This window comes from Oceanicoccus sp. KOV_DT_Chl (genome assembly GCF_900120175.1).
In the GTDB taxonomy this organism is placed as follows: domain Bacteria; phylum Pseudomonadota; class Gammaproteobacteria; order Pseudomonadales; family Dasaniaceae; genus Oceanicoccus.
Genome location: NZ_FQLF01000002.1, coordinates 1267980 through 1292611, shown reverse-complemented (window position 1 = coordinate 1292611; position 24632 = coordinate 1267980). Strand labels below are relative to the sequence as shown.

Here is a 24632-nt window from a genome sequence, read left to right as displayed (position 1 = left end):
TATATCAGTACGAATCTCGGATGCGCAGCAGCAAGTTAGCTGATTGATCAATGAATTTAATCAATGTTCAGGGTGGGGCAGTGAAAGCTTTGCACGGTAGTGCCATCGTGGATGGAGTCGAGATGAACATCGAAGCCCCACAGTTGATGCAAGTGTTTTAATACTTCAATGGTGTTTTGGTTAAGCGGCTTACGGTTGTGTTGGCGGTGCTGCAAACGCATGGAGCGATCACCGCGTATATCGATACGAGTGATTTGTATATTAGGTTCACGATCGCCGAGGTTGTATTGGCCGGCAAGCTGTTCACGAATCGTGCGGTAGCCCTCATCATCGTGAATTGCCAGAATTTCAATATTGGTTTTGCTATCGTCATCCAGTGCACAAAATAATTTTAAGTCTCGTATCACCTTGGGAGAAAGAAACTGTTGGATAAAGCTTTCATCTTTAAAATTGCGCATGGCAAATTGCAGGGTCTCCTGCCAATTGCTGCCAGCAAAATCCGGAAACCATCGCCGATCCTCTTCATTGGGATGTTCGCAAAGTCGACGGATGTCCGTCATCATGGCGAATCCCAAGGTATAAGGATTGATGCCGCTGTAATAAGGGCTATCAAAATCCGGTTGGAATATAACGCTGGTGTGGGATTGTAAAAATTCCATCATAAAGCCGTCAGTGACTAATCCGCGATCATACATTTCATTAAGAATGGTGTAGTGCCAAAAGCAGGCCCAACCTTCATTCATTACCTGGGTCTGTCGTTGTGGATAAAAATATTGGGCTATTTTTCTGACAATACGCAGCACTTCACGTTGCCAGGGTTCCAGTAGTGGCGCATTTTTTTCTAAAAAATAGAGCAGGTTTTCCTGTGGTTCCTCTGGGTAATTTTTAAACTGTTGCTTCTCTTTTGCTGCCTTGCTGGTTGGAATGGTGCGCCATAAGTCGTTGACTTGTTTCTGTAGTATTTCTTCGCGCTCATGCTGGCGCATTTTTTCCCGGTCCGCTGAAATAGGGTGTGGGCGTTTATAGCGATCAACGCCATAATTCATCAGGGCGTGACAGGAGTCTAGTAAGCGTTCAACAGTGTCGACGCCGTGCCGTTCCTCGCATTTAGCGATATAGTTTTTGGCAAAAAGCAGGTAATCAATTATGGAGTCGGCTTCGGTCCAGGTGCGGAATAAATAATTGCCTTTGAAAAAAGAATTATGACCAAAGCAGGCATGGGCAATGACCAGTGCTTGCATGGCCATAGTATTTTCTTCCATCAGATAGGCGATACAGGGGTTGGAGTTGATAACTATTTCATAAGCTAGCCCCATCTGGCCGCGATTGTAATTATTTTCAATGCCCAGAAAATGCTTGCCATAAGACCAGTGGTTGTAAAATAGCGGCATGCCAGAAGAAGAGTAGGCATCCATCATTTGTTCGGAGCTAATAATTTCAATTTGATTGGGGTAGGTATCCAAACCGAACTCTTCGGCAATACCGCTAATCACTTCCTCGTATTGATGAATAAGTTCAAAGGTCCATTCGGAGCTGGTAGAAATGGGTTGTCTAGCTATGGCACTTTTGTTCATGCGGGTCTCCGCTGAAAAAGCTCTCTAAACACGGGGTAGATATCTTTTGGTTCAATGATAGCTTGCATGGCGAAGGCGTCTTCAAATTGTGCTTTAACCTGTTCATATTGGTGCCAGAGTGCCTGATGCTCGCGGGGGGTGATTTCAATATAAGAGTAGTGTTGCACGTAAGGCATGATGCTATTCACTAGTAGGTCAAAACAGCGGTCGGAGTCGTCATTCCAGTTGTCACCATCGGAGGCCTGAGCGCCATAGATATTCCATTCGGTGGTTGAGTAGCGTGCTTCCATAATAGTCTTCATTAAAGCGAGTGCGCTGGAGACAATGGTACCGCCGGTTTCGCGAGAGTAGAAAAATTCTTTCTCATCAACTTCTTTGGCGCTGGTGTGATGACGAATAAATACCACTTCTGTATGGTCGTAATTGCGTTGTAAAAATAAGTACAGCAGGATAAAAAAACGTTTGGCCATATCTTTGGTGGCTTGATCCATTGACCCGGACACATCCATTAAACAAAACATTACCGCTTTCGAGCTAGGAGTGGGTTCCTGTGTGCGGAGGTTGTAGCGGATATCGAAGGTATCAAGAAAAGGAATTTTTTTGATCTTTTCTTTTAATAGCGTGATGTGTGTTCTTAGAGCTTCGATTTTCTGTAAGTCTGGTACTGGCTCGTCTTCCAGTAACAGTAACTGCTTCTCCAGTTCCCGCAGTTTTTTTCTGGATGGAGTGCCGAGGGCGATGCGTCGCGCATTGGCTGCTCGCAAAGAGCGAACGACGTTGATTTGATTGGGGGTGCCGACGGTGCTGAATCCTGCGCGACGATAGGTGAAAGAGTCTGATCCTGCCAATTGACGTTTGACCAGATTGGGTAATTCCAAATCGTCAAACATAAATTCAAGAAACTCATCCTGTGTGATTTGAAAGGCGAAGTCATCCATGCCTTCACCACTATTACTGGCTTGTCCGCCGCTACCGCCACCTCCTCCGCTTTTGGGTCTTGGAAAGGAATCCCCTTTGATAAATTCTTTGTTACCGGGATGAATGACCGTGCGCTTGCCACCGGGGCCGTGATTAAAAACAGGTTCCTGAATATCCTGATTGGGTATAGTAATTTTTTCGCCATTTTCAATGTCGGTAATCGAGCGGTTGCTGACTGCATCAGCAACGGCTTTTTTTATATGCTTTCGATAGCGGCGCAGAAAGCGCTGCCGGTTGACAGCACTTTTGTTTTTACCATTGATACGCCGGTCGATGAGATAGCTCAAAATCTACTCCTTTAGTGCCAGCTACTGCGATTTACGAACTCGTAGATACCACTCCGATAACAATCTGATTTGTTTCTCGGTATAGCCGCGCTCTACCATGCGCGAGAGAAAATCAGTGTGCTTTTTCTTGTCCTCAGCAGAGGCTTTGGCATTAAAGGAAATGACTGGTAGTAAATCCTCCGTGTTGGAAAACATTTTTTTCTCGATGACTGTGCGTAATTTTTCATAGCTATGCCAAGCGGGATTACGGCCGTCATTATTGGCTCGTGCGCGCAGTACGAAGTTAACAATTTCGTTGCGGAAATCTTTCGGATTTGAAATTCCGGCAGGTTTTTCAATTTTCTCCAGTTCTTCGTTGAGTGCGGGGCGGTCAAGTAGTTCGCCGGTTTCCGGGTCGCGGTATTCCTGATCCTGAATCCAGAAATCAGCATAGGTCACGTAGCGATCGAAAATATTCTGACCATATTCCGAGTAGGATTCGAGGTATGCAGTTTGTATTTCCTTGCCGATAAACTCGATATAGCGTGGCGCTAGATATTCTTTAATAAAATTGATATAGCGTTGCGCGATTTCCGGTGGGAATTGTTCCTGCTCAATCTGTTGTTCCAATACATAGAGTAGATGGACTGGGTTGGCAGCTAATTCTGTTGGATCGAAGTTAAAAACTTTCGATAAAATTTTAAAAGCAAAACGGGTCGATAGTCCTTCCATACCCTCATTGACTCCCGCGTTGTCTCTGTACTCCTGCATGCTTTTGGCTTTGGGGTCGGTATCTTTAAGACTCTCGCCATCATAGATACGCATTTTGGAGTAAATGTTAGAGTTTTCCGGTTCTATTAGGCGCGACAGTACTGTGAATTGACCCAGCATTTTCAAAGTATCAGGTGCACAGGGGGCGGCAAATAAAGAACTGTTTTGCAGTAGTTTTTGATAGATGTGGATTTCTTCAGTAACCCGCAAACAGTAAGGTACTTTAACGATATAAACGCGATCTATAAAAGCCTCGTTGTTTTTGTTATTTTTAAAGGACTGCCATTCCGATTCGTTGGAATGCGCCAGAATGATACCGTCAAAGGGAATGGCGCTTAAGCCTTCAGTGCTATTGTAGTTGCCTTCCTGGGTTGCCGTTAACAGAGGGTGTAACACTTTGATCGGGGCCTTGAACATTTCCACAAATTCCATGATGCCCTGATTAGAGCGACACAGGCCACCAGAAAAACTATAGGCATCGGGATCATTTTGTGGAAATTCTTCAAGCTTGCGGATATCCACTTTGCCAACCAGTGAAGATATGTCCTGATTGTTTTCGTCGCCAGGTTCAGTTTTTGTAATGGCAATTTGATCCAGGCGGGAAGGGTATAGCTTAACCACTTTAAACTGACTGATGTCACCGTTGTATTCGTGTAAGCGTTTTACTGCCCAGGGTGACATGATAGTGTCGAGGTAGCGTTCGGGGATGCCGTAATCTTCTTTTAGAATTTGTGCGTCTTCTTCGGGATCAAATAAACCCAGAGGTGATTCAAAAACAGGAGAGCCTTTCAGGCAATAGATGGGCTCTTTTTCCATCAGCGCTTTTAATTTTTCCGCGAGAGAAGATTTACCGCCGCCGACAGGGCCTAATAAATACAGAATTTGTTTGCGTTCTTCCAGGCCTTGAGCAGCATGGCGGAAATAAGCGACGATATCCTCTATGGCTTCTTCCATGCCATAAAACTCGGAAAAGACACTGTAGCGTTTAATAACTTTGTTAGAAAAAATTCGGCTTAGCCTGGAATCTAAAGCCGTGTCTACCATTTCTGGCTCACCGATTGCGAGTAGCAATCGCTCCGCAGCGTTGGCGTAAACGGAGGGGTCGGACTTACAGAGTTGCAAGTAGTCCTGTAATGAAAGTTCTTCTTTTTGAGTTGATGCGTAACGATCTTGAAAATGATCAAATATGCCCATGGCGACCACCTTTCTCCTTGTTGAGAAGCAGGAAATTCTTGCGCTCGTGAAGAAAGATAATGTGCACACAACTTTCAGCGCAAGACGCAGTAAATTTACTCAAAAGCGTAATGTTCTGGTGCTAACTAAACTTTGTGATTCAGCTTTATCATAGACCTAAATGCATAGACAGTAGCAATCTATTTTTACTTTATTTTTTACTATTTTTTTTATTAAAGTTTTTTGACAATACGTAATTGTCGAAATTGGTAAATTTAGTTGCTGTATTCCGGATATTTTTAAAGCATGAAGAGTGCCAAGGGTGTGTAGCTATTAAGTTTGTATAAGATTAAGAGGAGCTTTTTATAGATCTAATAATTTTAAAAAAAGTATTGTAGATAAGTAATGATAGGTTAAAACGTTATTGAGGAGAGCATTCGCAGTGGTGCAGAGCTTGCGTTTCCAGATTCATCAGGCTCATACTGCGACCCCATACGCAGCCGGTATCCAGTGCATGGGTGTTGGGTGTGTTGGTTTTGCCTTCAAGGGCAGCCCAGTGGCCGAAAATTATTTGCTGGTTTTTTGTGCGTCGGTGGTGATGAGCAAACCAGGGCAAAAAGTCCGGGCGGTCGATGCTATTTAGTTTGTGTTTAAAATCCAGTTCGCCGTCGGCACGGCAAAAACGCATGCGAGTAAAGTAGTTGGTGATGACTCGCAAACGAGTCCAGCCGCTAAGGTTCTCATCCCAGGTCGCTGGCTCGTTGCCATACATATGCTGAAAAAAATCAGCGGCGTGTTCACTTGTTAACACGGCTTCCACTTCGCGGGCATACGTTGCGGCTTGTTGCAGTGTCCACTGTGGCGGGATACCCGCGTGTGTCATGTGGTAGTCAGCGCTGGGGTCGCTGTACATTAATTTTTGTTGCAGCAGCCAGCTTATCAGTTGCGGCCGATCACTGGCCGCTAAAATCTCATCGAAAGTATCTGATTTTCCGGCGTTAATTGCACCAGAGGCTACGGCTAAAAAATGTAAGTCGTGATTACCTAAGACTATACGGGTGCTATCACCTAGAGATTTTAGGTAACGTAAAGTAGCTAGCGATTCCGGGCCGCGATTGATGAGGTCGCCAACCAGCCATAATTGATCGTGCTGAGGATCGAACTGTACTTCAGCCAATAAGCATTGCAATGGTTGCAGGCAGCCTTGTATATCTCCAACCGCGTAGCGTGTCATGTTAGTGTACGGAGCCGCGGTGGATTAATGAAAAGCGCGGAATGGGGGCATCAAATTCCTGTCCTGATTCAGTCACCATATGATAACTGCCCTCCATAGTACCAACGGCTGTTTCAAGTAATGCGCCACTGGTATAGCGAAAACTATGGCCCGGTTTAATCAGCGGTTGCTCGCCGATCACACCATCGCCACGGACTTCTTGCACCTTGGCATTGCCATCGGTGATTAACCAGTGACGGGTCATTAGCTTTGCCGGTTCGGTGCCATGATTACTGATAGTGATGGTATAGGCAAACGCGTAGCGACCTTGTTCGGGGCTGGATTGTTGGTCGATGTACTGGGTGTCTACATGAATACTGATAGAGTTATCGGTATGCATTATTTTTCCTTGGTGGCTCAATCGGGTTGGTTGACACTATTACTGATAGCCACAAATTGTGCCAGTGTCAGTGTCTCGGGTCTCGCCGTTGGGTTGATAGCTAAAGCTTCCAGTTGTTCGGCAGAAATATCATTCTTTAATGAATTGCGTAAAGTTTTACGACGCTGGTTAAATGCCGTGCGCAAAATATGTTCCAGCATTTTGATGTTGCTGGCGGGGTGCGGCAATTGCTCGTGGGGTGCCAATCGTACGATGGCTGATTGTACTTTCGGTTTAGGGTCAAAGGCCTCAGGGGGGACTTCAAACAGTGCGCAGACATCGCAGTAGTATTGTGTCATGACACTGAGTCGCCCGTAGTTTTTACTGCCGGGTCCTGCAGCCAAGCGGTTAACCACTTCCAATTGCAGCATAAAATGCATGTCTTGAATTAAATGCTGCTGGCTGAGTAAATGAAATATCAGCGGCGTAGAAATATTGTAAGGCAGATTACCTACGACTCTTAATTTTTCATCGCTGTTGCGTAGTGATGAAAAATCAAAGGCCAGTGCATCGCCTTGTTGTAACTGAAAGCGGGGTTCGTTGCCGAAGCGTTGTTGCAGGATAGGAATTAAATCACGGTCTAATTCTATCGCATCCAGCAAACAGCCCCCTGCTAAAATATCAGCGGTAAGTGCACCTTGGCCAGGACCGATTTCTACGACATGATCTTTTTCAGTGGCACCAATGGCGCGGGCGATATTATGAATAATACCCTGATCATGCAGAAAATTTTGGCCGAAACGTTTACGAGCGCGATGCTGATTATCGGTGCTGGCCATATTAGGTTGCCGCTGTTTGGGATTGTTGTTTGTGAGTAGCCATCGTCACAGCATAGTCGAGCGCTGTTTTAAGGCTGCCTATATCGGCGTTGCCAGTCCCCGCTAAATCCAGAGCTGTGCCGTGATCCACCGAAGTACGGATGATGGGTAGTCCCAGCGTAATGTTGACGGCGTTGCCAAAGCCTTTGTATTTTAACACCGGCAAACCCTGATCATGGTACATCGCCAATACCGCATCGCATTGCTGTAAATGTTTTTCTGTAAAGGCTGTATCAGCTGGTAACGGTCCCGTCAGTTGCATGCCTTCAGTGGTTAGTTTTTGCATGCAGGGAATAATTTCATCAATTTCTTCGCGGCCCATATGGCCACCTTCGCCGGCGTGGGGGTTTAAGCCCAGCACAGTGATGGCAGGGTTTTGTAAACCAAAATGCTGCTGTAAGTCAGCGTGTAAAATACGCGTAACTGTTTCAATCAACGGTGCTTTTATTTTCGCTGGCACATCTATTAAAGGTAGGTGTGTGGTAACCAGTGCTACCCGCAAGCCGGTTGTCGCCAGCATCATGACGACTTGTTCGGTCTGGGTGTGCTGGGCTAAAAATTCAGTGTGACCGCTAAAGGCAATACCGGCATCGTTTATGACGGCTTTATTGACCGGGGCGGTGACCATGGCGGCAAACTGATGCGTCATACAGCCATCGATTGCTGCGAGTAAGGTTGTCAGCACGTATTGGGCATTAGCTACGTCTAGCTGTCCGGCGATACAGGGGGTGGCCAGACTGACGGGTAATACGCACAATTCACCTGCTGCGCAGGCTTGTGCCTGAGCCGCTGCATCAAATTGGCGGAGGCTCAGCGGTAATTTTAACTGTTCCGCTCGGCTCAGTAATAAAGCTGGGTCGGCAATCACCACTAATTCAACCGCTTGCGCTTGCTGCGCTAATTGGATCAGCAAGTCCGGTCCAATGCCGGCTGGCTCTCCCGGGGTTATGGCAATCCTTAATGTGGTCATGGTTAGCGGTCAGTGCTTGGGATTATTTAAAATCAACATAAGCCTCGTCGCGAATTTTTTGCAACCAGGTTTGTAGTTCGTCATCATATTTACGGCGATGGATATAGCCGCGTGCCATATTTTTGCGAATATCGTCGGTGACATCTTTTTCACGGCGCTCAAGTACTTGTAAAATATGCCAGCCATATTCACTGCGAAAAGCCGGGCTCACTTTGTCGATATCGGTATCATCCATGGCGGTTTGAAACGCGCCGACCAATTGGCCGGGGCTGGTCCAGCCCAAATCACCGCCTTCTTGCGCAGAGCCAATATCCTCAGAAAATTTTCTAGCGAGTTCAGCAAAATCAGCGCCGTTAATAATTTTTTTGCGCAAATTATTGATTTCGGCTTTGGTGGCATTTTCATCCCGGATGGCCGACGACTTTAATAAGATATGCCGCGCTTTGGTTTGGGGGATAACCTCGCCGTCACCGCGCTTATCTAGCAGCTTGACCAGATGGAAGCCGCTTGGGCTTTGTACCGGCTTGGCAGTCTCGGTTTTGTCGAGTGTGGTGGCCAAGTCTGAAATTAAACTGGGAAGGTCTGCGGCTTTACGCCAGCTTAAATCGTTGATTTCCAGTTTGGCGGCAGTCAGTACTTGCTCGTAGCTGCTGGATTGGATTTGTTGATACAGGGTGTCGGCGCGTTGCTGCGCTGCGTCGATGGTCGCTTGATCAGCACCACTGGCAACGGGGAGAAGTGTGTGCAGCATCCGGTATTCAGGAGCGGTTAACGTTTTTCCCTCTTCTGAGGCAAGAAAGTTGTTAATTTCCTGATCAGTAATTTGAACAGAGCGGTTGACGTTACCCTGCTGTACGCGTTGCAACATCATGTCTTTACGAATTTGTTCGCGAGTGGCGGTATAAGATAAACCGTCATTTTCCAGCGCCGCTTTGAATTGGGCGATAGTCATCCGGTTTTGGCCAGCAATGCGGGCCAGCGATTCATTCAGCTCGGCATCACTGATGCGAACGCCGGCACGATTAGCCATCTGTAATTGAATATTTTCCAAAATAAGCTGGTTAAGTATTTCTTGCTGAATTTCTGCTAACGGCGGTGCGGTTTTGCCGCTTTTTTCGATATTGAGTACGACCTGACGCATGCGCTCCTGCAATTCGCTGGCTAGCACTACATCGTCGTCCACAATTGCGATGACTTGATCCAGCATCTGGGTTTCTGCCTGCGTGTTATTGCTGTAACTCAGCCCGGTGCTGACTAACACGGCGAGAATCGCACTGGCCGTAAGTGTGAATAGACGCTGCTGAAATGTTTGAGGTGCTGCTATATGTTTATTCAAGATCTTCATACCCTAATATACTTTCTTTTAACAGGCTTTCGCCTTTGGAGTTGCCGCCGCCAAAACCTTTGAGTTGAAATTCAATGATAAAGGCGCGGTCGTATTCAGTGACCGGTTCGTTGGTTATGGTGTCAGTGTATTCATCGTCAAAATTATCCTGATAGATCAATCGCGCCATCCAGCAACAATCTTCATATTGGAGGCCGATTAACTGATCAACCGAGCGATGTTGTTCCACATCATAGCGGTATTGAGCAAAGGTGCTCCACTGATTATTAATGGGCAAAACGAAAGAAGCGTCAGTTTGTGACAGATCCGCGCGTTCGCCGTTGTCTTTGCGGCCAATACCCGCCCCGCGCCGAAAGCGGTGGCCTAAATTGTATAAGCTGTTGCCAGCTGTTTGGTAGTGAATGCTAACACCACCTTCTTCAATCTCGTCCTGACGGGAATCCCAGAGTACGGTATTGCTAAGCCATAATCGATCAGTTGGCTGAAATTGTACTTCTGCCGCGATGTGGGAGTTGGGTAGCTCGTCTGCTTCCGTTATTTGGTTTAGCTGTACCCGGCGATCCGCAAAATAAAATATTTGACCAAGGCTGAGGGTGAGTTGTTCCCGGCCTTCGGCATTGTCGATAAATCGGCTGGTAACGCCAATCGATGCCTGATTGGCGTCGTCCAGCCGATCGTAGCCAGAAAAACGTGTGTCACGGAACAGCTGGCTATAGCCAAAAGTGAGTTCTTTCGTATCAAAGTCCGGGTTGCCCGCCTGCTCCTCATAATCGCTGTAAAAGTAGTAAAGCCGAGGTTCCAGAGTTTGTGTGTAAGATGTTGACGAAAATTCGGTCGCGCGTTCAAAAATAAGCCCCATATCCAGTGTGGCTAGCGGTACGGTAGCTGTTGGCGTGTCATCGGCGTTGGCCTGCACTGTATCCAAATCATAAGCTACCGACCGCAGTTTGGCGGTCGGGACGATAAAGCCCGCAGCCCACTGCATGGGGTAGCGTATACCGGCTTCTGCATAGCTGCGTTGGCCAGTAACAAAGTTACCGCCTTCATCGATAGATTGCTCGTGCTCAAAATCGGTAAAATTAGCGGTAAACAATGTTTCGGGGTGGAAATTAACGCCACTATTGTTTTTATTAATCGATAGGCTGGGCATCAGTTTGTATTGTTTGGCGATCGTCTCATCTATGGTTTGGAATTCTTGAGCGGTGAGCGATGTTTGCCATTGGTTAGTGATAAAGCGGACGGTTGCTTGCTGGTTTAGGTGAGTCGAGCGTTTGAGTTCAAGACTTTCGGTTGACAGGTCTTGAAAGAAGTCCATGTCACTGACTTTGTTGTAATCAATGCTGGTTGATAACCCCAAAAGATTGCCTGAGTGTTTGATCGTTCCCAGCCAGCGCTTTTTTTGGCTGGGGGTGTCTTCATCAATATCTTCAGCAACTTCAGTATATTGATCATCTTCCAAAAAGGCGCCGCCCACTGTCCAGCTACCGTATTGGCTTAGCTGCCGCATTTCTAACTCGGTCATCATGCCGCGTTTTTCGATATAGCGCGGGGCAATAGTGGCGTCATAGTTTGGGGCAATATTGAAGTAGTAAGGAGCTGTAATTTCAAAGCCGTTGGAATCACTACTGGCCAGAGTGGGCCATAAAAAGCCACTTTTGCGGCGATCATCAATCGGAAACGTTATATAAGGCGTGTACAGTACCGGTATATCCTGCAGATAGAGCCGGGCGTGATGGGCCTCCCCCCAACCTTCGTCCATATCCAAGTGGATATTGCTGGCTTTGAAATACCAAATTTCGTCACCCGGCGTGCATTGGGTGATAGTGCCTTGGCTTAAGTCGAGCGTTGTGGGATTGGGTTTTTGCAATAGCTGGGCTTCACCCCGTAAACCTGACTTGTGTTGCAGGAAGCGAGCGCCGGAAAAAGCCCCTGTTTTGCTCACAGTATTAAACTGCGCTTGATCGGCCCGCACCAGCAGGTTGGATTCGCGAACCAGGATATCACCGGTCAGTAAAAATTGATTGGTGCTGCGATTTAACGTTGCCTGATCAGCGCGGGCAAAGCTACTGCCCTGCGTCAGCACCACGTCACCGCTTAAATTTACGCTGGAATTACCCATTGTGGAATTATCAGCGTTAGCCATTAGCGGTGCGTTTTTCGGGTCCTTATCAGCGTTATCCCAGTCGGCCGGTGGTGCAATATAAGCACCGTCACAGCCTGTTTTACATACCGAAGGGTCTGTTAATTGTGATTTTGGAACCCAATCCCACTGGCGATAAGATTCCGCCGTGGTGGCGCTGGGGATAGTTGCTGCGCGGGGTTTTCCAGCTAAGCTTGAGGGCTGTGAGTTATCGCTGCTGATGGCTGAAGCTGTATTCGTAGCTGGCTGGCATTGCCACTCACCATCATCGCCAGGTAGGCAAGTCCATTGTTGTTTAGCGGGCGCGTCAGGGTTTGCCGCGGCTATCGCAGCGCTTGCAGCGATAATCAGGCTAAAAAAGGGTCTGCTAATCAATGATGAAAAAACTGATGTCATAAATATATGGGCATTAAAATTATCGCCGGCTGGCCAGATAAATGGCCAAATACTTTCCCCGGTTTTTAAGAACGTGGATAATAAAGCATTATGTGGGCAAATGCCCGTACCATCAGCGGTCAGTATTGCCAGAGTTCAAGGGGAACCTTTTTGTCCTTACCATTAAAAAAACTTGAAGTTGATCAGCGTCAGCAATTATTAGAACAGTGGCTGGCGGCGCAGTTGGGTGTTGAACTGCAGGGGGAGAGTGCAGGCAGTGATGCTGGTTTTCGGCGTTATTTTCGCTATCAGCATAATGGCAGCAGCTTGATTGCCATGGATGCACCGCCTCAGCAAGAAGACTGTTGCCCCTTCGTGCGGGTGGCCGAGTTGTTGTCTAACGCCGGAGTGCAGGTGCCAGAGATCTTGGCAGCGGACATTGAGCAGGGCTTCTTGCTGCTAAGCGATTTAGGGCCGCAGACTTATCTGGATGTGATGTTGAATGCCGGGTTTGAGGCTAACAGAGCGGATGATTTGTTCACTGATGCGATTGACGCGTTGCTGAAATTTCAATGCAGCAGTGAGGAGGGTGTACTGCCTGAATATGATGAGGCTTTGCTGCGGCGTGAACTGGAATTGTTTCCAGAGTGGTATTTGCAGCGGCATTTGGGACTGACGATTGATAGTGACTTGCGACAGCTGCTGGATAGTTTATTTGATCAGTTAATCGCTCAGGTGCTAGCGCAGTCAAAAACCTTTGTGCATAGAGACTATATGCCCCGAAATTTAATGCCAGCAGTCAATAATGGTGTGGGGGTGCTGGATTTTCAGGACGCAGTTTACGGCCCGATTAGCTATGATGTTGCCAGTTTGTTCAGTGATGCGTTTATCAGTTGGCCGCAGCAAAAAATTGAACAGTGGCAGCAGCAGTATTGGCAGCAAGCTGAGCAGCAGGGTTTACCGGTGCCGGCACAGTTTGCTGATTTTCAGCGCGATTGCGATTTCATGGCCTGTCAGCGGCATTTAAAAGTCATCGGTATTTTTGCCCGTATTTGCCATCGCGATGGCAAGCCACGTTACCTTGAAGATGTACCGCGGTTTTTTACTTACTTGCAAAGTGCGGTGCACCGTCAGCCAGAGTTGCAATTGTTGCAAGAACTGTTGCAAAGCATTGAAAGCAGCAAGCATTCGTAAACAATACGCTTAGCGTTCAATGGATAGAAACTTAATGGATGTCACTGTATGAAAGCAATGATCCTCGCAGCAGGCCTTGGCAAGCGAATGCGACCGCTAACAAATAATTTGCCCAAACCATTATTGCCCTGTGCAGGTAAACCTTTAATTGTTTATCACATTGAAGCATTGGTAGCAGTAGGTGTGACCGATATTGTGATCAATCATGCGTATTTAGGCGAAAAAATTGAAGCGGCGTTGGGTGACGGTGCCGCCTTTGGTGCCAGCATCCAATACTCCCCCGAGGGTGAGCCGCTCAATACCGGAGCAGGCATCGCCAAAGCTTTACCGCTGTTAGGTGAAGCCCCTTTTATTTTAACCAATGGTGACGTGTGGACCGATTTTAATTTCAAGCATTTAGTCGATAAGCCTATAGAATTAGCTCATCTGGTGATGGTCTCAAATCCGGAACATAATCCACAGGGCGATTTTTCCCTGACTAAAAAAGGTCGGTTAATTGCTGATCGTAACCATTCTGCCGGTATCGGTTTAACCTATTCCGGTATCAGCGTCTTACATCCCAAATTATTTTCTTTTTGCCCAAGTGGCCCCTTTCCTTTGCGTCAGCCGCTGATTCAGGCAATGAATGAGGGTGCTGTTTATGGTGAGCACTTTCAAGGTCAGTGGACCGATGTCGGCACCCCGCAGCGGCTGGAAGAATTGGAACAACAAATTTTGCAAACACAATAAATTCAACTTTGGGCTAATTACCTAAACCGATAACACCTGTTTCAACATTCTTTTGCTTATCAAAACTCTTACACTGTTGCTGAAATAAATGAGGGTGGAAATGGCTATGATGTTAACGAATAAAGTGGTGTTGATTACCGGCGCCGGACAAGGTGTGGGCCAGGGTATCGCACTGGCGATGGCGGCACAGGGCGCAAAAATTGCAGTCACCGGACGTACCTTGGAAAAACTGCAACAAAGTTGTGAGCTTATTCAACAGCGCGGTGGCGAGGCGATAGCGGTTCAGTGTGATGTCAAAGATGCATCATCACTAGAGCAATGTGTTAATTCAGTGGTGGCGGCTTTCGGCACTATTGATATTTTGGTCAACAATGCGCAGGAAGTCCCGCTGGGCGATTTACATAGCATCACCGATGAAGCGCTGGAAGCGGGTTGGCAATCCGGTCCACAGGCAACCTTGCGACTAATGAAATTATGTTATCCCCATTTAAAAGGGGGTGGCTGTATTGTTAATTTGGCTAGCACAGCTGCCAAGCGTTGGGATGCGAGTGGTTATGGTGCGTATGCCGCTGTTAAGGAAGCCACGCGAGCATTAACCCGCGCGGCGGCCTGTGAGTGGGCCAAAGAGGGTATCCGCAGTAATGTCATTTTGCCCCATGCAACCTCACCTGGTTTGAAGTGGTGGATTGAAAATAAACCGGAAGAAGCGGCAGAGTTTATTGCCTCAATTCCCATGCAAAGAGTTGGTGATTGCGAACAGGATATTGGAAATTTTGTGGCAATGTTGTGTTCTGATAATTGTGCTTATGTGAATGGCCAGAGTATTGCGGTGGATGGTGGACAGGCTTATATGGGTTGATGGTTTTTTGGATGCTTTTCGAAGGAAAAAGTCAAAGACAGTCCTGTGCAGGTTCTGCCGGCTTTGTTAAAAAGACTGTTTGATAGTAATGTTTGAATCAATCCTTTGGCTGCGCTCCCCGCCGGATTGGTTGCCGCTAGCGGTTTTTCACGGCGTACGAATAATCTCAAGATAGGCTATCAAAATATGCCAATTGCTAATTGTTTAATCACATCTGAGTGTGCAGAGGGCGCAGGCGATCTTATTGAAATGTGGTCTAAGGAATCAGGCCAGTCAGCTGCACAGATGACAATTAATATTATGACGAGCAGCGAGCAGCTGGGTAAGAAATATAATGTAATGGCAACATTGTATCTACCCACTTTGTGGTCGGGTTCGAGTGTTTCTTCTCTTCAGCAGGGTTTGGCTAATGCGCTAGCCCGATATTTTAAACAGGCAATAGATCAAGTGCATATTATAACCGTCTTGGTCGAGCCGGGTATGGTTGTAGAGGCTGGGAAGGAGCAGGTCTGGTAGGGAAAATCTGAGAAAGTGGAGCAATAGTTGAGGTTTTCAGTGTATAAAAGCACCGATCACAGTTTGCGTTCAAAAAAAGATATATAAATACTTTTCCGCAACGTAATGAAATTACTATGAGTGACAACACGGAAATAACTGTAGATCCTCGTCAGACGACATTATCCCGTCATGAAATATTTTTTAGTATCAATAATAATATCGTAGATTTTTATGACCTAAATGAAAATTATTTTTGATATAAATCGCGAGCCTTTAATCAGGGTTGTAGGTGATGGCGGTATATTGACAGGGATTATATCGGCAGTGATGCAAAGCGATAAAAATATTTATCAATTGATGGATAAGACGAAAAAATACATTACGGAAATATTCGAAGGGCCAAGCTATCCTCTCGATTTATTTGGCCGCTTAGTATTGTAGATAAACTATGTAGGGTCATTTTTGCTAAAAATAACAGGGTGTTATATGAAGTCGATTTTACCTAACTGCCTATTGAAAAGAGATTTTGATGGTGGTTTCCGTCATACTTCAGGAGGGCAGGCGGTCAAGCCATGCCGCCACATAAAAATCTTGTTTGGAATAATTACTCAAGGATCACTAGGTTTATTTGTGATCTCGGTGTCAAAAATAAAAGGAAAAACTATGAGAATATTAATACCCGCGCTGGCAATGGCAGTGATAACCGGTTGCGTAAGTGTGGCCGATGGAAAGATTGAATCCCAAAGTGGATCTATATCAGTTCCATTAGGCACTGGGATTTGCATAATATTTCCTGAAGATGGAAAATTTGAAGGTAAAGCCTATAAGGATAGTGGACTGAAAGTTGGAGAGATTATTCAGGGCACTGTTGCTAAGCATTACCAGATTACAAATGTAAGCTCCCTGGAGGCATGTGATAAGCCCTATATTGTGACATCTGAAATCAAGGAGTATGAGAACAGGGCTTCAGGTTGGTCTGGCATACCAGATAAAATAAGGGTTTCAGTAACAATTACCAATACTGAAAACAATGAAGCCAGCTCGTTCACCTATTATGCGGACTCAAATATGGCAGCTAGCGCATTTTTAGAGTGGGGCAATGCAGCACCTTATACGCTGCTTGATAAAGAGTTTCGCGATCAGGTTGAAAATCTATTAAAGGGGTCGTAACGAATATTTTTGATCATTTGCTTGGCTGCTTGGATTATAGCCGTAAGGTAATTTACCACGACGTTTCTGGAAGTTATGTTCCCGGGTTTAACCCAGTCCTTTAATGTGGGGCATGATCGGTAATTCACGAATTCGTTTCCCGGTTAAAGAAAACAACGCGTTGCACAAGGCGGGGGCGATCAGTGGTGTGGCTGGCTCACCTACGCCGCTGGGTGGTCTATCGCTGGCGACGAGAGCAACTTCTATTTTGGGTGCTTGATCAATTCTCAATACGGGATAGTCGTGAAAATTGGATGAGGCTATTTGTCCTTTTTCGATGGTGACGTCGCCATACAAGGCGGCACACAAACCATACATAATAGAACCTTCAACTTGTTTTTTTACGCCGTCGGGATCTATGACCAAACCACAATCTATTGCACACCAGACGTTCGTCACCTTTAGGTTTTCATTTTCCCATTGGCTTTCAACCACCATGGCAACAGCAGTACCAAAGCAGCGATAGGTGGCTACGCCTTTTCCCGGCGGACTCTGATGTTTCCAGTGAGATAATTCCGCTACTGTATTCAATACCTTTTTTAAAGCCGGGTCAGTAAGTAATTGCTGGCGATAAAGGAGTGGGTCTTGTTTGAGTTGCCAGGCCAGTTCATCAATAAATGATTCGGTAAAAAAGCCACTGATTGAATTTCCCACTGACCGCCACGGTCCAGTAGGAAAGCCGATATCTGCGTAATGAATGGCGATACGCTGGCCGGATATTTGATAAGGCGTTTCGTGGACGCCCTCTATCGCCTGGCCGTTTTGTGTTGGCATTCCACGAAATTGTTGCCAGCGATTTTCAATTTCGTGTTGTATTTTGTCCAGCCAGTGCTGGGGGCGAGCAGGGCCGGGCTCGGAAGACGTCGCCTGATAGTCAAATTGGTCAATGCTTTGCAGTGTAGGCTTTGCGCTTAATCGCGCGGCGGCAGCGGGGCGATAAAAGCAATGTTGAAAATCGTCTTCTCTGCTCCACAACACCTGCACCGAGCGCCCCAGTCGTTTGGCGACCTGGCAGGCTTCGGTAACGTAATCCAGTCTTAAGCGCCGGCCAAAAGCACCGCCAATATAGGGTACGTTGACGGTGATATGCTCTCTGGAGATTCCGCTGATCTTTTCCGCAATCGATAGCGCTTGGGGAGGTTTTTGGGTGGCGGCCCATAATGTCCATTGGCCGTTGTCGATGAGTACTGTGCAATTCATCGGTTCCATCGGGGCGTGGGCAAGGTAAGGGACATAATAGTTTGCTGACACTGTGTCTTGCGGCTGGCCATTGCCGGTGCTGTCTATAAAGCTGCCCTGTTTGAAGACCTCTTCGGCCGGGGTTGATAGCGAAGTGTATAAGCGCTTTTTTAACTCGTCATTAGAGGCTGGTAATGTCCGTGGCCGCGTCCATTCGATCTCTATATCCTGACGTATTTTTTGCAGTTCGAAAAAACTGCGCCCCACCAGCGCGATATAATTCTCAAACTCCAATACTTGAACGCTATTGCTGTCCGGTTGCTTGCGCCACTGCCAGCTGCTGATTTTGCCTTCAGGGTTGGGGCTGCGTAGGCAGATAGCAATAGCGGTTTGCGGTGGTAGCGGTGTATCAAAACCGTACCGGGCTTGGCCGGTGGACTTGAGGGCAATATCCTGGGAGGGAATTTTGTGGCCGACCCAGCGATAATCGGCAGCAGTTTTAGGTATAGCAGTGGTAGAGGGCTCCACGTTGGCGGCGACACTGGCCAGTTCCGCAAAACTGGCTCGCTTACCGGTGGCGGTAATTACCGCAGCGTTTTCACAGCGTAATTGACTGGCTTTAAGTCCCCATTGCTGCGCTGCCGCAATAAGCATGCGCTGCTTAAGTGTCGCGCCGGCCATTCTTAAATCTGCCCACGATGAGCGCACACTGGTGCTGGCTCCTGTGCCCCAGCTGGGGCGGAACCAGGGGTTTTTCTGGTCTGCTCCAACGACCGGCATGGTAACGGTAATGGTGGCCGGGTCAGTATCAATCTCTTCAGCCAATATCGCGACCAGGCTATTGATGACGCCTTGTCCCATTTCCACTTTATCCATACTGAAGATCAATTCATTGCCAGCAGTGATTTCAAGATACGCATTGATATACGTATCTCCCGCGATTGGTTTCTGGGCACTAGCGCGGAGCGGGAGCGTGACTAGCATGCTGCCAGATGTCAGCATGGTTAACTTAATCAGTTGTCGGCGCGAAAGCATGCCTTAATCCTTGTTGATAGCAGGGTAATAATTAACTATGGGCAAAAAAGTGTAGTTAAGGTTCCATCTTGAGAGGACTATTGTTGCAAATTTTCGAGATGAGCTTTATTGCCAATTAACTAATAATAATCCTTGGCGCGCCGAATTAATACTGGCTATTTTCCAAGTGGATTAATCGTGGCCTCTGCGACTTGGAGTAGGTAGAGTCCTGTTAAATCAATGATGATAGGCTTTAAAAAATGTTATCAGTGACAGTATTGGTGAGAGTGTGAGAGCGGTTGTCGAGATTGCTAGCCCGGTGTTTAAATGCGAGCACGATGAAAAGATTTTCTTTTCGCGTCTTTATGAGTTGTCTGGATATGATGGCGTTATTGAAAGAGGGTCGAGCTTTTACGTAACGCTGGTCCACTGCTCGCCTCAACTAATATCAGAGGAAGTGCAACAGGTTTGTAATATTTGGAATACTACATTCAAAATCCTCAGTGAATAGATAATTAATCTGGTACTAGCATATGGTTGATAGCTTTTTAGTAATGGAAAAGTTAATTATTCGCTTCACCATCCGTCAGTAGCTCGTAGAGATAGCCGCTAAACTTCCAGTTCAAATGATCCCGCGCCCGTTGCAAAACAATTGCCTTATCCATGCTGGATTCCTTAATGGGCCAGCGCTGTTTGGCCAGTGTAATTTTTTTGCCGTTTTCAATTTGGGTTAACTCCATTTCCAGAGCGCCTCGCAGCCACCACCAGCCTTGTTTTTGTTGTAGTGGTTCGGTATCCAGGGTTGCTGAAATTTGATAGTTAACAATAGTTGCCGTGGGCATGCCAAGATCGGAGACGGCTTTTTCCAATTCGGTCTTGATAGCGGGGTCGTCGGCGCTAACGGTGACCGGCAGGCTTGCGAGTGCGTTACGGATAAGAGTTTCAATTTGCTGGCTGCTATACCGGTGTGGGCGATTGCTATTTGAGGTAATGGCCAGATTGCGTTTAGCATTGTCGGCATTGGCTTGTGCTAGCCGGGCTTGCTCAAGAGCGTTGAGTGCGGCAACAGGATTGTTGGCGCGTTGTGACGCGTAATCAATTAATTCTGACGTAGCTTTGTCAGCATTAATAATCGTTTGTTGGAAGCGCTTGCTGGCCTCGATTTTATCCAGCACCACTAAACTGTAGATGCTGCCATTATCTGCTTGCCAGTATTGTACGGTTTGGCTGCCTTCTAATACCTCTTGTGCTTCAGCGTTGATATATCGAGCTGCGCGTTGTTGGTTGGTGGTTTGGCTTTGGGGTGTCCTTTGTCGTTGGTATTTTGATTGACTAGTGCTTGTGAAAAATCCTTACTGCTATCGGTAATGGCGACACGAAATATTTGGCTGAGGTTGGCGCGCCCGCGCTGGCTGGCTTGTTCGCGACTGCTACCTTCGCCTAGTGCGGTGAGGTATTGGTTAGCAGGATAATGGGCGGCGGGATTGTTTATCCAGTCAGGTTGTTGGTGAGTGCTACAAGCGATGGTTGATAGCGCGAGTAGCAGCATGAGTGACCATTGAAAATGACGGTATTGAAAACAGGCTGTAGGTTTGGTGCTCATGGTGTAACTCCACGGCGTTGTTTAAGGAGCGGAAGACTTTGCATAGCGCTGCAGGCTGCTGGCGATAAGCAGTAATTTTTTCCCTTCGCTAAAGCGTAGCACGGTTGGTTGATTAAGTTCTGGCGGCCATTGAATATCGTTTATTGAAACTGATGCAGGAATAATAACGCGCGCCACTTGTATTGACGACGGTAGCATATTCCAGCTGCGTAAATCTGCGCGCTCGCTTAAGGAGCCGGCGATGTTTACTAGTAAGCCTGCAAGCTCTCCTTGGGATTTTTGCACGTCATGGGTGACTTGGTATTTGGCCAGCATGCGGGTCATGGCGGCAGCGGTAATAGCAGGCATGGCCTGGTTCAAATCCTGGCGGGCGAGAGTTTCAATATTTTCAATCATTTCGGTGCGGTAATTTTTTCCGGCAATGTTGACCGTTAATGATTGCGGGTAGTAAAGACTGGCAGGATAAACAGGTACCGCTAGCGCAATATTTTGTTGCTGTTGAAAGCTGTAAACGGAAATACGTTGCTGTTCTTTGTGGCTGATTAAACCATCGGTGTAAATAATAAATAATTCCCGATCACCGTTTGCTAATGTATCGGCAGGGTGAGAAAAACGGCGTTGATAGGTTTGGTATTCCTCTTTGAAATCCTGGCTTTTGCTGAGCTGTAATAAACTATCTTGCAAGGGGAGTGGTACAGTTTGTTTTTGCCGATCGCTAATGGCTAGTGCGCGCCGATAACTAATCATGGCGTTATCGAACTCACTGTTGAGCTCATAAATTAAACCACTGATAAAGTGCGCGCTGGCTAACTGTCCGCTGAGTGAGTCGGCCTTCGCTAATTGCTGCATGGTGACATCCGCTTGCAGAATTTCAACACGGGCTTCATCCAGTTGTTGCAGCTGTAAATAATTCAGTGCTTTTTGTAAGTGCAGCAGTACCCGTTCTGAAGGAGTGCCGGTGTAGCTGCGCAGTGTTTCATTGATGGTGGCTGCACCCACGTTTTCAGTAATGCTACTGGCTTGTAAGCGATTAATAATTTGTTTGGCGCGTTCTAAATCAGCATTGCTGCTTTGGTAGTCGCCATTCAGGCTTTTTAAGGTGCCGAGGTTTAATAAGTGCAGTGCCATACTGCGCTCATTGGATTTTATTTTTTCGAGATTAGTTTGAGTTTGTGCCAGCCCCTGCGTGCGAATACTGTCGACAAAACTATTTTGTTGCCGTAACTGCGTGACACAGCCACTGACTAAACAAAGCGTCAGTAGCGACCCAAACAAGAGTCGCGCTACTGGAGTTACCTGCATAGCCATTGCCTGAATATTATGCTACTTGCTGATGCGTTATGGTGGGCGGGGTAATTAATAACGTAGCTTGCCGTTTTTAATCAGCTTCTTGATTTTTTTCTGGCCCAGCCACACTTTGCGGTTATCTGCCATGCTGACCATGGTGAGATCCACTTGGTAGTAGCGCACTTGCTCTTTGCCTTCGGTATCAATGATGGTATTGATTTCGCCTTTTAGCATAAAGTCAGCACCGCGCTCGCGACCCGCGGCGTTGCGGCTATCTTCGGTGGCGTTCAGGTCCTGGTCTTTGCGTTCGTCACGAATTTCGCCACGCTCGCTGCTGGAAGCAACAAATTCGACGATACCTGAGTTAACCAGTTCGCGGCTCATGTCGGCGACAAAAGTATTAACATTGATATGTTCATGGCTGAGGTTGCGAACGGTGCCAACGATAACTGCGGGGCTGTGGCCCGCCTTGGCACTAAATTGGGAAATCCAGGGGCGAGAGAGGGCATCTCTAACCATTTCTTCAGCTACCATGCGCGAGTCACTGTCATTCCAGGCACCACTCAGGTCGACGGTTTCGTTGGCATCAATACGCTTAACGGTAGTGCCGCAGGCGCTGATAAATAGTACGGCGAACAATGTCAGGGTGGATAATTTAAAGCCGGCTTTCATGGTAAATCCTCTGCTTGAAAAGAGTTATAGTTGTGGCGTTGTTTCGCTTCGACCAAATTAATAGTGAACGGTTCCTATTGGGATAAAGCTTGCTGGCTTTTCACAAAACGCTCAAAATTAGCATTGTTGTTAGCTTGATAGAATTGCTTGAATGACTCACTGAGTTGATCAGAGTGGGTGATTAATTCTTCAATACTATCGAAGTTAAGTTCGGCAAAGGCGTATATATCACCGGTATTATCATCTTTCCAATAACCGAGAACGCGTGAGCCGGATAAGGCTAGTTGTGTCGATACTTTGATTTCACGTTCAATGCTCATTTGAGCTCCGGTGTCGCTGCGGCTGGCGGTGTAATCCTTGACGTTGCTGTCGATGTAGGACTTTAAGATATTGGCAATTTCTGCGCGGGCACGATTACTCGCGGTATTTTTTTGCAGTGAGCTATCACCCATTGGCGGTGCCATCCCGACGCCATGGATTAAACGACCGTCGTTATTGTCGATGGCTTGGGTGCCCTGGTTGACCCAGTCAGGTGCGCCGTTGATGCCAAGGTCGCTTTCGACCGTGGTTTGACTGCTGCAAGCATTGAGTAAAGTGAAAATAATCAGGCTGGTCAAGGTAGTGATGGTTTTCATAATGGCTACTCCGTGCTGGTGATCTAAAGGCAGTATGTCACAGTGTACTGCTGGCGTTTGCTGCTGTTAATCAAAATTGTTGTTTGCGCTTTTTGATGCTAGCGGTCAACCATAAATCCGGCCACATTATTGTCCAGCCAACCACGAATGCGCTTGGTAATACGGTTATCTTCTTTGGGGTCAAAATTACTGACTTGCGGCAGCCTGATTTGTTGATAGAGTTTGTTCATGTGGCGGCGTGCTGCTTGCTTGCGTTTTGCAGCCTGCTGTTGTTCCTGATAGTTATTGCTTAAAAATGCATCCAGTATCGGAATTTTAATTTCGGCCAATTGGGCTAGAACTTTAAGGTCGCTATTCGGAACCTGGTTACTACCATCAATAAGCAATACTGCGCGAATTTGGTTGGATTGATTTTGATTCAGCTGCGAGGCTGGTGTTGAAGCAACATATGCCAGTGCCTGAGCAGCCCCTGCCCCTTCACCGAGAATAGCCAGGTTATAAATCCCGCGCTGGTTCATCTGGCTGATCCCTGCTGTAATCAGTTGCTGGGTTTGTTCGTCGTTAGCATCAGCCACTTTGATTGCCAATGTGTGCCAATGGTTTCTTGCAAGACTGTGTCGCAAAGAGTTTAACAGCCCAGCAGTCGCCGGGTGCCTATTTGTATCGGGAATCAACAGTACGCCACCGTAGGCTTTGCCGCTGGTCTCATTCAAGTAAAAAGCTAGTTGTGGCCCGCCGGTACTGTTCAGCCATATCTTTTCATGGTTGGGCACTTGCTGGTCTAACAGATCTTCCGTGCCTGTTGCTGTGCTGGTGGCCGGGGCGGCTGGCTCGGATTCCTGATCAGGGTCCTGGGCAAACAATAGCGGGCTCGTAATCAGCAGGCTAAGTAAAAGGAGAATAGCTGTTATGTTTGTAGTCATTGTCTCGCTATGTACTGATTTAGTATGGGCTTTTCAGTAGAATAGCGACATCTATCGTTTTTTCATACTGCAAATATACCTAGAGGTTAGACCATGAGTGATTATTTAATTGCCCCCTCCATTTTATCGGCGGATTTTTCCCGCTTGGGTGAGGAGGTCGATGCGGTATTGAATGCCGGGGCGGACGTGGTTCACTTTGATGTGATGGACAATCACTATGTGCCTAACCTGACCATTGGCCCGATGGTGTGTAAAGCGCTGCGGGATTACGGGGTGACAGCGCCCATCGATGTTCATTTAATGGTCAGCCCGGTCGATGGTTTGATTGCCAGCTTTGCTGAGGCCGGAGCCACGTATATTACTTTTCATCCTGATGCATCCACCCATGTCGACCGCTCGTTGGCGATGATTCGCGACGCAGGTTGTAAGGCCGGGCTGGTATTAAACCCGGCGACGGGAGTGGAGCCGTTAAAATACGTGATGGATAAACTGGATATGATTTTGTTGATGTCGGTGAACCCGGGATTTGGCGGTCAAAAATTTATTCCTGCCACTTTAGATAAGCTGCGCGAAGTGCGGCAGTTAATTGATGCCAGTGGTTTTGATATTCGTCTGGAAATTGATGGCGGTGTCACGGCTGATAATATCCGTGACATTGCCGAAGCCGGTGCCGATACTTTTGTTGCCGGGTCGGCTATCTATAACAAGCCGGATTATGCCGAGGCCATTGCGCAAATGCGTGCACAGCTGGCATTGGTTAAATAGAGT

At 47.0% G+C, this 24632-nt stretch carries 23 protein-coding genes; 7 read left to right on the top strand and 16 right to left on the bottom strand.

Annotation, left to right across the window (positions count from 1 at the left end; translation table 11 throughout):
• Positions 1-56: 56 nt before the first annotated feature.
• From UNITIG_RS09805 to UNITIG_RS09765, 9 genes are all read right to left on the bottom strand, one after another.
• Positions 57-1574 carry a SpoVR family protein gene (locus UNITIG_RS09805; RefSeq protein WP_101758217.1) on the bottom strand — a complete coding sequence of 506 codons (1518 nt, stop codon included), beginning with the start codon at positions 1572-1574 and terminating at the stop codon, positions 57-59.
• Positions 1571-2839 carry a YeaH/YhbH family protein gene (locus UNITIG_RS09800; RefSeq protein ID WP_101758216.1) on the bottom strand — a complete coding sequence of 423 codons (1269 nt, stop codon included), beginning with the start codon at positions 2837-2839 and terminating at the stop codon, positions 1571-1573. The genes UNITIG_RS09805 and UNITIG_RS09800 overlap by 4 nt, the downstream gene beginning before the upstream one ends.
• Before the next feature lie 21 nt (positions 2840-2860).
• Entirely contained in the window at positions 2861-4783 is a 1923-nt protein-coding gene (locus tag UNITIG_RS09795) for a PrkA family serine protein kinase (protein ID WP_101758215.1), read from the bottom strand.
• Between the two features lie 400 nt (positions 4784-5183).
• Positions 5184-5996, bottom strand: coding sequence for a symmetrical bis(5'-nucleosyl)-tetraphosphatase (locus UNITIG_RS09790; protein WP_101758214.1), 813 nt, complete (start codon positions 5994-5996; stop codon positions 5184-5186).
• A gap of 1 nt (position 5997) precedes the next feature.
• Positions 5998-6375 (bottom strand): Co2+/Mg2+ efflux protein ApaG, encoded by a 378-nt coding sequence (gene apaG, locus UNITIG_RS09785; RefSeq protein ID WP_101758213.1) that lies wholly within the window; start codon positions 6373-6375, stop codon positions 5998-6000.
• 17 nt (positions 6376-6392) lie between these two features.
• Positions 6393-7193 (bottom strand): 16S rRNA (adenine(1518)-N(6)/adenine(1519)-N(6))-dimethyltransferase RsmA, encoded by an 801-nt coding sequence (gene rsmA / locus UNITIG_RS09780; protein ID WP_101758212.1) that lies wholly within the window; start codon positions 7191-7193, stop codon positions 6393-6395.
• Position 7194: 1 nt separating this feature from the next.
• The gene (gene pdxA / locus UNITIG_RS09775) at positions 7195-8202 is read right to left on the bottom strand and encodes a 4-hydroxythreonine-4-phosphate dehydrogenase PdxA (protein ID WP_101758211.1); all 1008 of its coding nucleotides are present in this window, start codon (positions 8200-8202) and stop codon (positions 7195-7197) included.
• 22 nt (positions 8203-8224) lie between these two features.
• Positions 8225-9547, bottom strand: a complete 1323-nt coding sequence (locus tag UNITIG_RS09770) for a peptidylprolyl isomerase (protein ID WP_101758210.1) — start codon at positions 9545-9547, stop codon at positions 8225-8227.
• On the bottom strand, positions 9531-12083 hold the full coding sequence (locus UNITIG_RS09765; RefSeq protein ID WP_101758209.1) for an LPS-assembly protein LptD: 2553 nt from the start codon (positions 12081-12083) through the stop codon (positions 9531-9533). Before UNITIG_RS09765 ends, UNITIG_RS09770 begins: the two co-directional genes overlap by 17 nt.
• A 150-nt stretch (positions 12084-12233) precedes the next feature.
• Between UNITIG_RS09765 and UNITIG_RS09760 the strand changes: the two genes are divergently transcribed.
• From UNITIG_RS09760 to UNITIG_RS09735, 6 genes are all read left to right on the top strand, one after another.
• Positions 12234-13256: an aminoglycoside phosphotransferase family protein gene (locus UNITIG_RS09760; RefSeq protein WP_304528929.1), complete on the top strand. Its 1023-nt coding sequence runs from the start codon at positions 12234-12236 to the stop codon at positions 13254-13256.
• Between the two features lie 48 nt (positions 13257-13304).
• Entirely contained in the window at positions 13305-13985 is a 681-nt protein-coding gene (gene murU / locus UNITIG_RS09755; protein ID WP_101758207.1) for an N-acetylmuramate alpha-1-phosphate uridylyltransferase MurU, read from the top strand.
• Positions 13986-14091: 106 nt separating this feature from the next.
• Positions 14092-14844: an SDR family NAD(P)-dependent oxidoreductase gene (locus tag UNITIG_RS09750; protein WP_101759243.1), complete on the top strand. Its 753-nt coding sequence runs from the start codon at positions 14092-14094 to the stop codon at positions 14842-14844.
• Positions 14845-15129: 285 nt separating this feature from the next.
• On the top strand, positions 15130-15360 hold the full coding sequence (locus tag UNITIG_RS09745) for a hypothetical protein (protein ID WP_145999143.1): 231 nt from the start codon (positions 15130-15132) through the stop codon (positions 15358-15360).
• Between the two features lie 222 nt (positions 15361-15582).
• Positions 15583-15783 carry a hypothetical protein gene (locus UNITIG_RS09740; protein WP_101758205.1) on the top strand — a complete coding sequence of 67 codons (201 nt, stop codon included), beginning with the start codon at positions 15583-15585 and terminating at the stop codon, positions 15781-15783.
• A 45-nt stretch (positions 15784-15828) separates the two neighbouring features.
• Positions 15829-16512, top strand: coding sequence for a hypothetical protein (locus UNITIG_RS09735; protein WP_101758204.1), 684 nt, complete (start codon positions 15829-15831; stop codon positions 16510-16512).
• A gap of 87 nt (positions 16513-16599) precedes the next feature.
• On the opposite strand, the gene UNITIG_RS09730 is transcribed toward UNITIG_RS09735, so the two are convergent.
• The 7 genes from UNITIG_RS09730 to UNITIG_RS09700 form a co-directional block, all read right to left on the bottom strand.
• The gene (locus UNITIG_RS09730) at positions 16600-18765 is read right to left on the bottom strand and encodes a molybdopterin cofactor-binding domain-containing protein (RefSeq protein WP_101758203.1); all 2166 of its coding nucleotides are present in this window, start codon (positions 18763-18765) and stop codon (positions 16600-16602) included.
• A 542-nt stretch (positions 18766-19307) separates the two neighbouring features.
• Positions 19308-19919, bottom strand: coding sequence for a hypothetical protein (locus UNITIG_RS09725; protein ID WP_145999142.1), 612 nt, complete (start codon positions 19917-19919; stop codon positions 19308-19310).
• 59 nt (positions 19920-19978) lie between these two features.
• Entirely contained in the window at positions 19979-20347 is a 369-nt protein-coding gene (locus tag UNITIG_RS09720; RefSeq protein ID WP_101758201.1) for an LPP20 family lipoprotein, read from the bottom strand.
• 21 nt (positions 20348-20368) lie between these two features.
• The gene (locus UNITIG_RS09715) at positions 20369-21649 is read right to left on the bottom strand and encodes a COG3014 family protein (protein WP_101758200.1); all 1281 of its coding nucleotides are present in this window, start codon (positions 21647-21649) and stop codon (positions 20369-20371) included.
• Between the two features lie 54 nt (positions 21650-21703).
• Positions 21704-22306 carry a penicillin-binding protein activator LpoB gene (locus UNITIG_RS09710; RefSeq protein WP_101758199.1) on the bottom strand — a complete coding sequence of 201 codons (603 nt, stop codon included), beginning with the start codon at positions 22304-22306 and terminating at the stop codon, positions 21704-21706.
• 74 nt (positions 22307-22380) lie between these two features.
• A complete protein-coding gene (locus UNITIG_RS09705; protein ID WP_145999141.1) occupies positions 22381-22941 on the bottom strand; it encodes an LPP20 family lipoprotein in 561 nt (186 codons plus the stop codon).
• 98 nt (positions 22942-23039) lie between these two features.
• Positions 23040-23864, bottom strand: coding sequence for a DUF3530 family protein (locus UNITIG_RS09700; RefSeq protein WP_101758198.1), 825 nt, complete (start codon positions 23862-23864; stop codon positions 23040-23042).
• 93 nt (positions 23865-23957) lie between these two features.
• Here UNITIG_RS09700 and rpe point away from each other — a divergent pair, with 93 nt between their 5' ends.
• The gene (gene rpe, locus UNITIG_RS09695) at positions 23958-24629 is read left to right on the top strand and encodes a ribulose-phosphate 3-epimerase (RefSeq protein WP_101758197.1); all 672 of its coding nucleotides are present in this window, start codon (positions 23958-23960) and stop codon (positions 24627-24629) included.
• Positions 24630-24632: the final 3 nt, after the last annotated feature.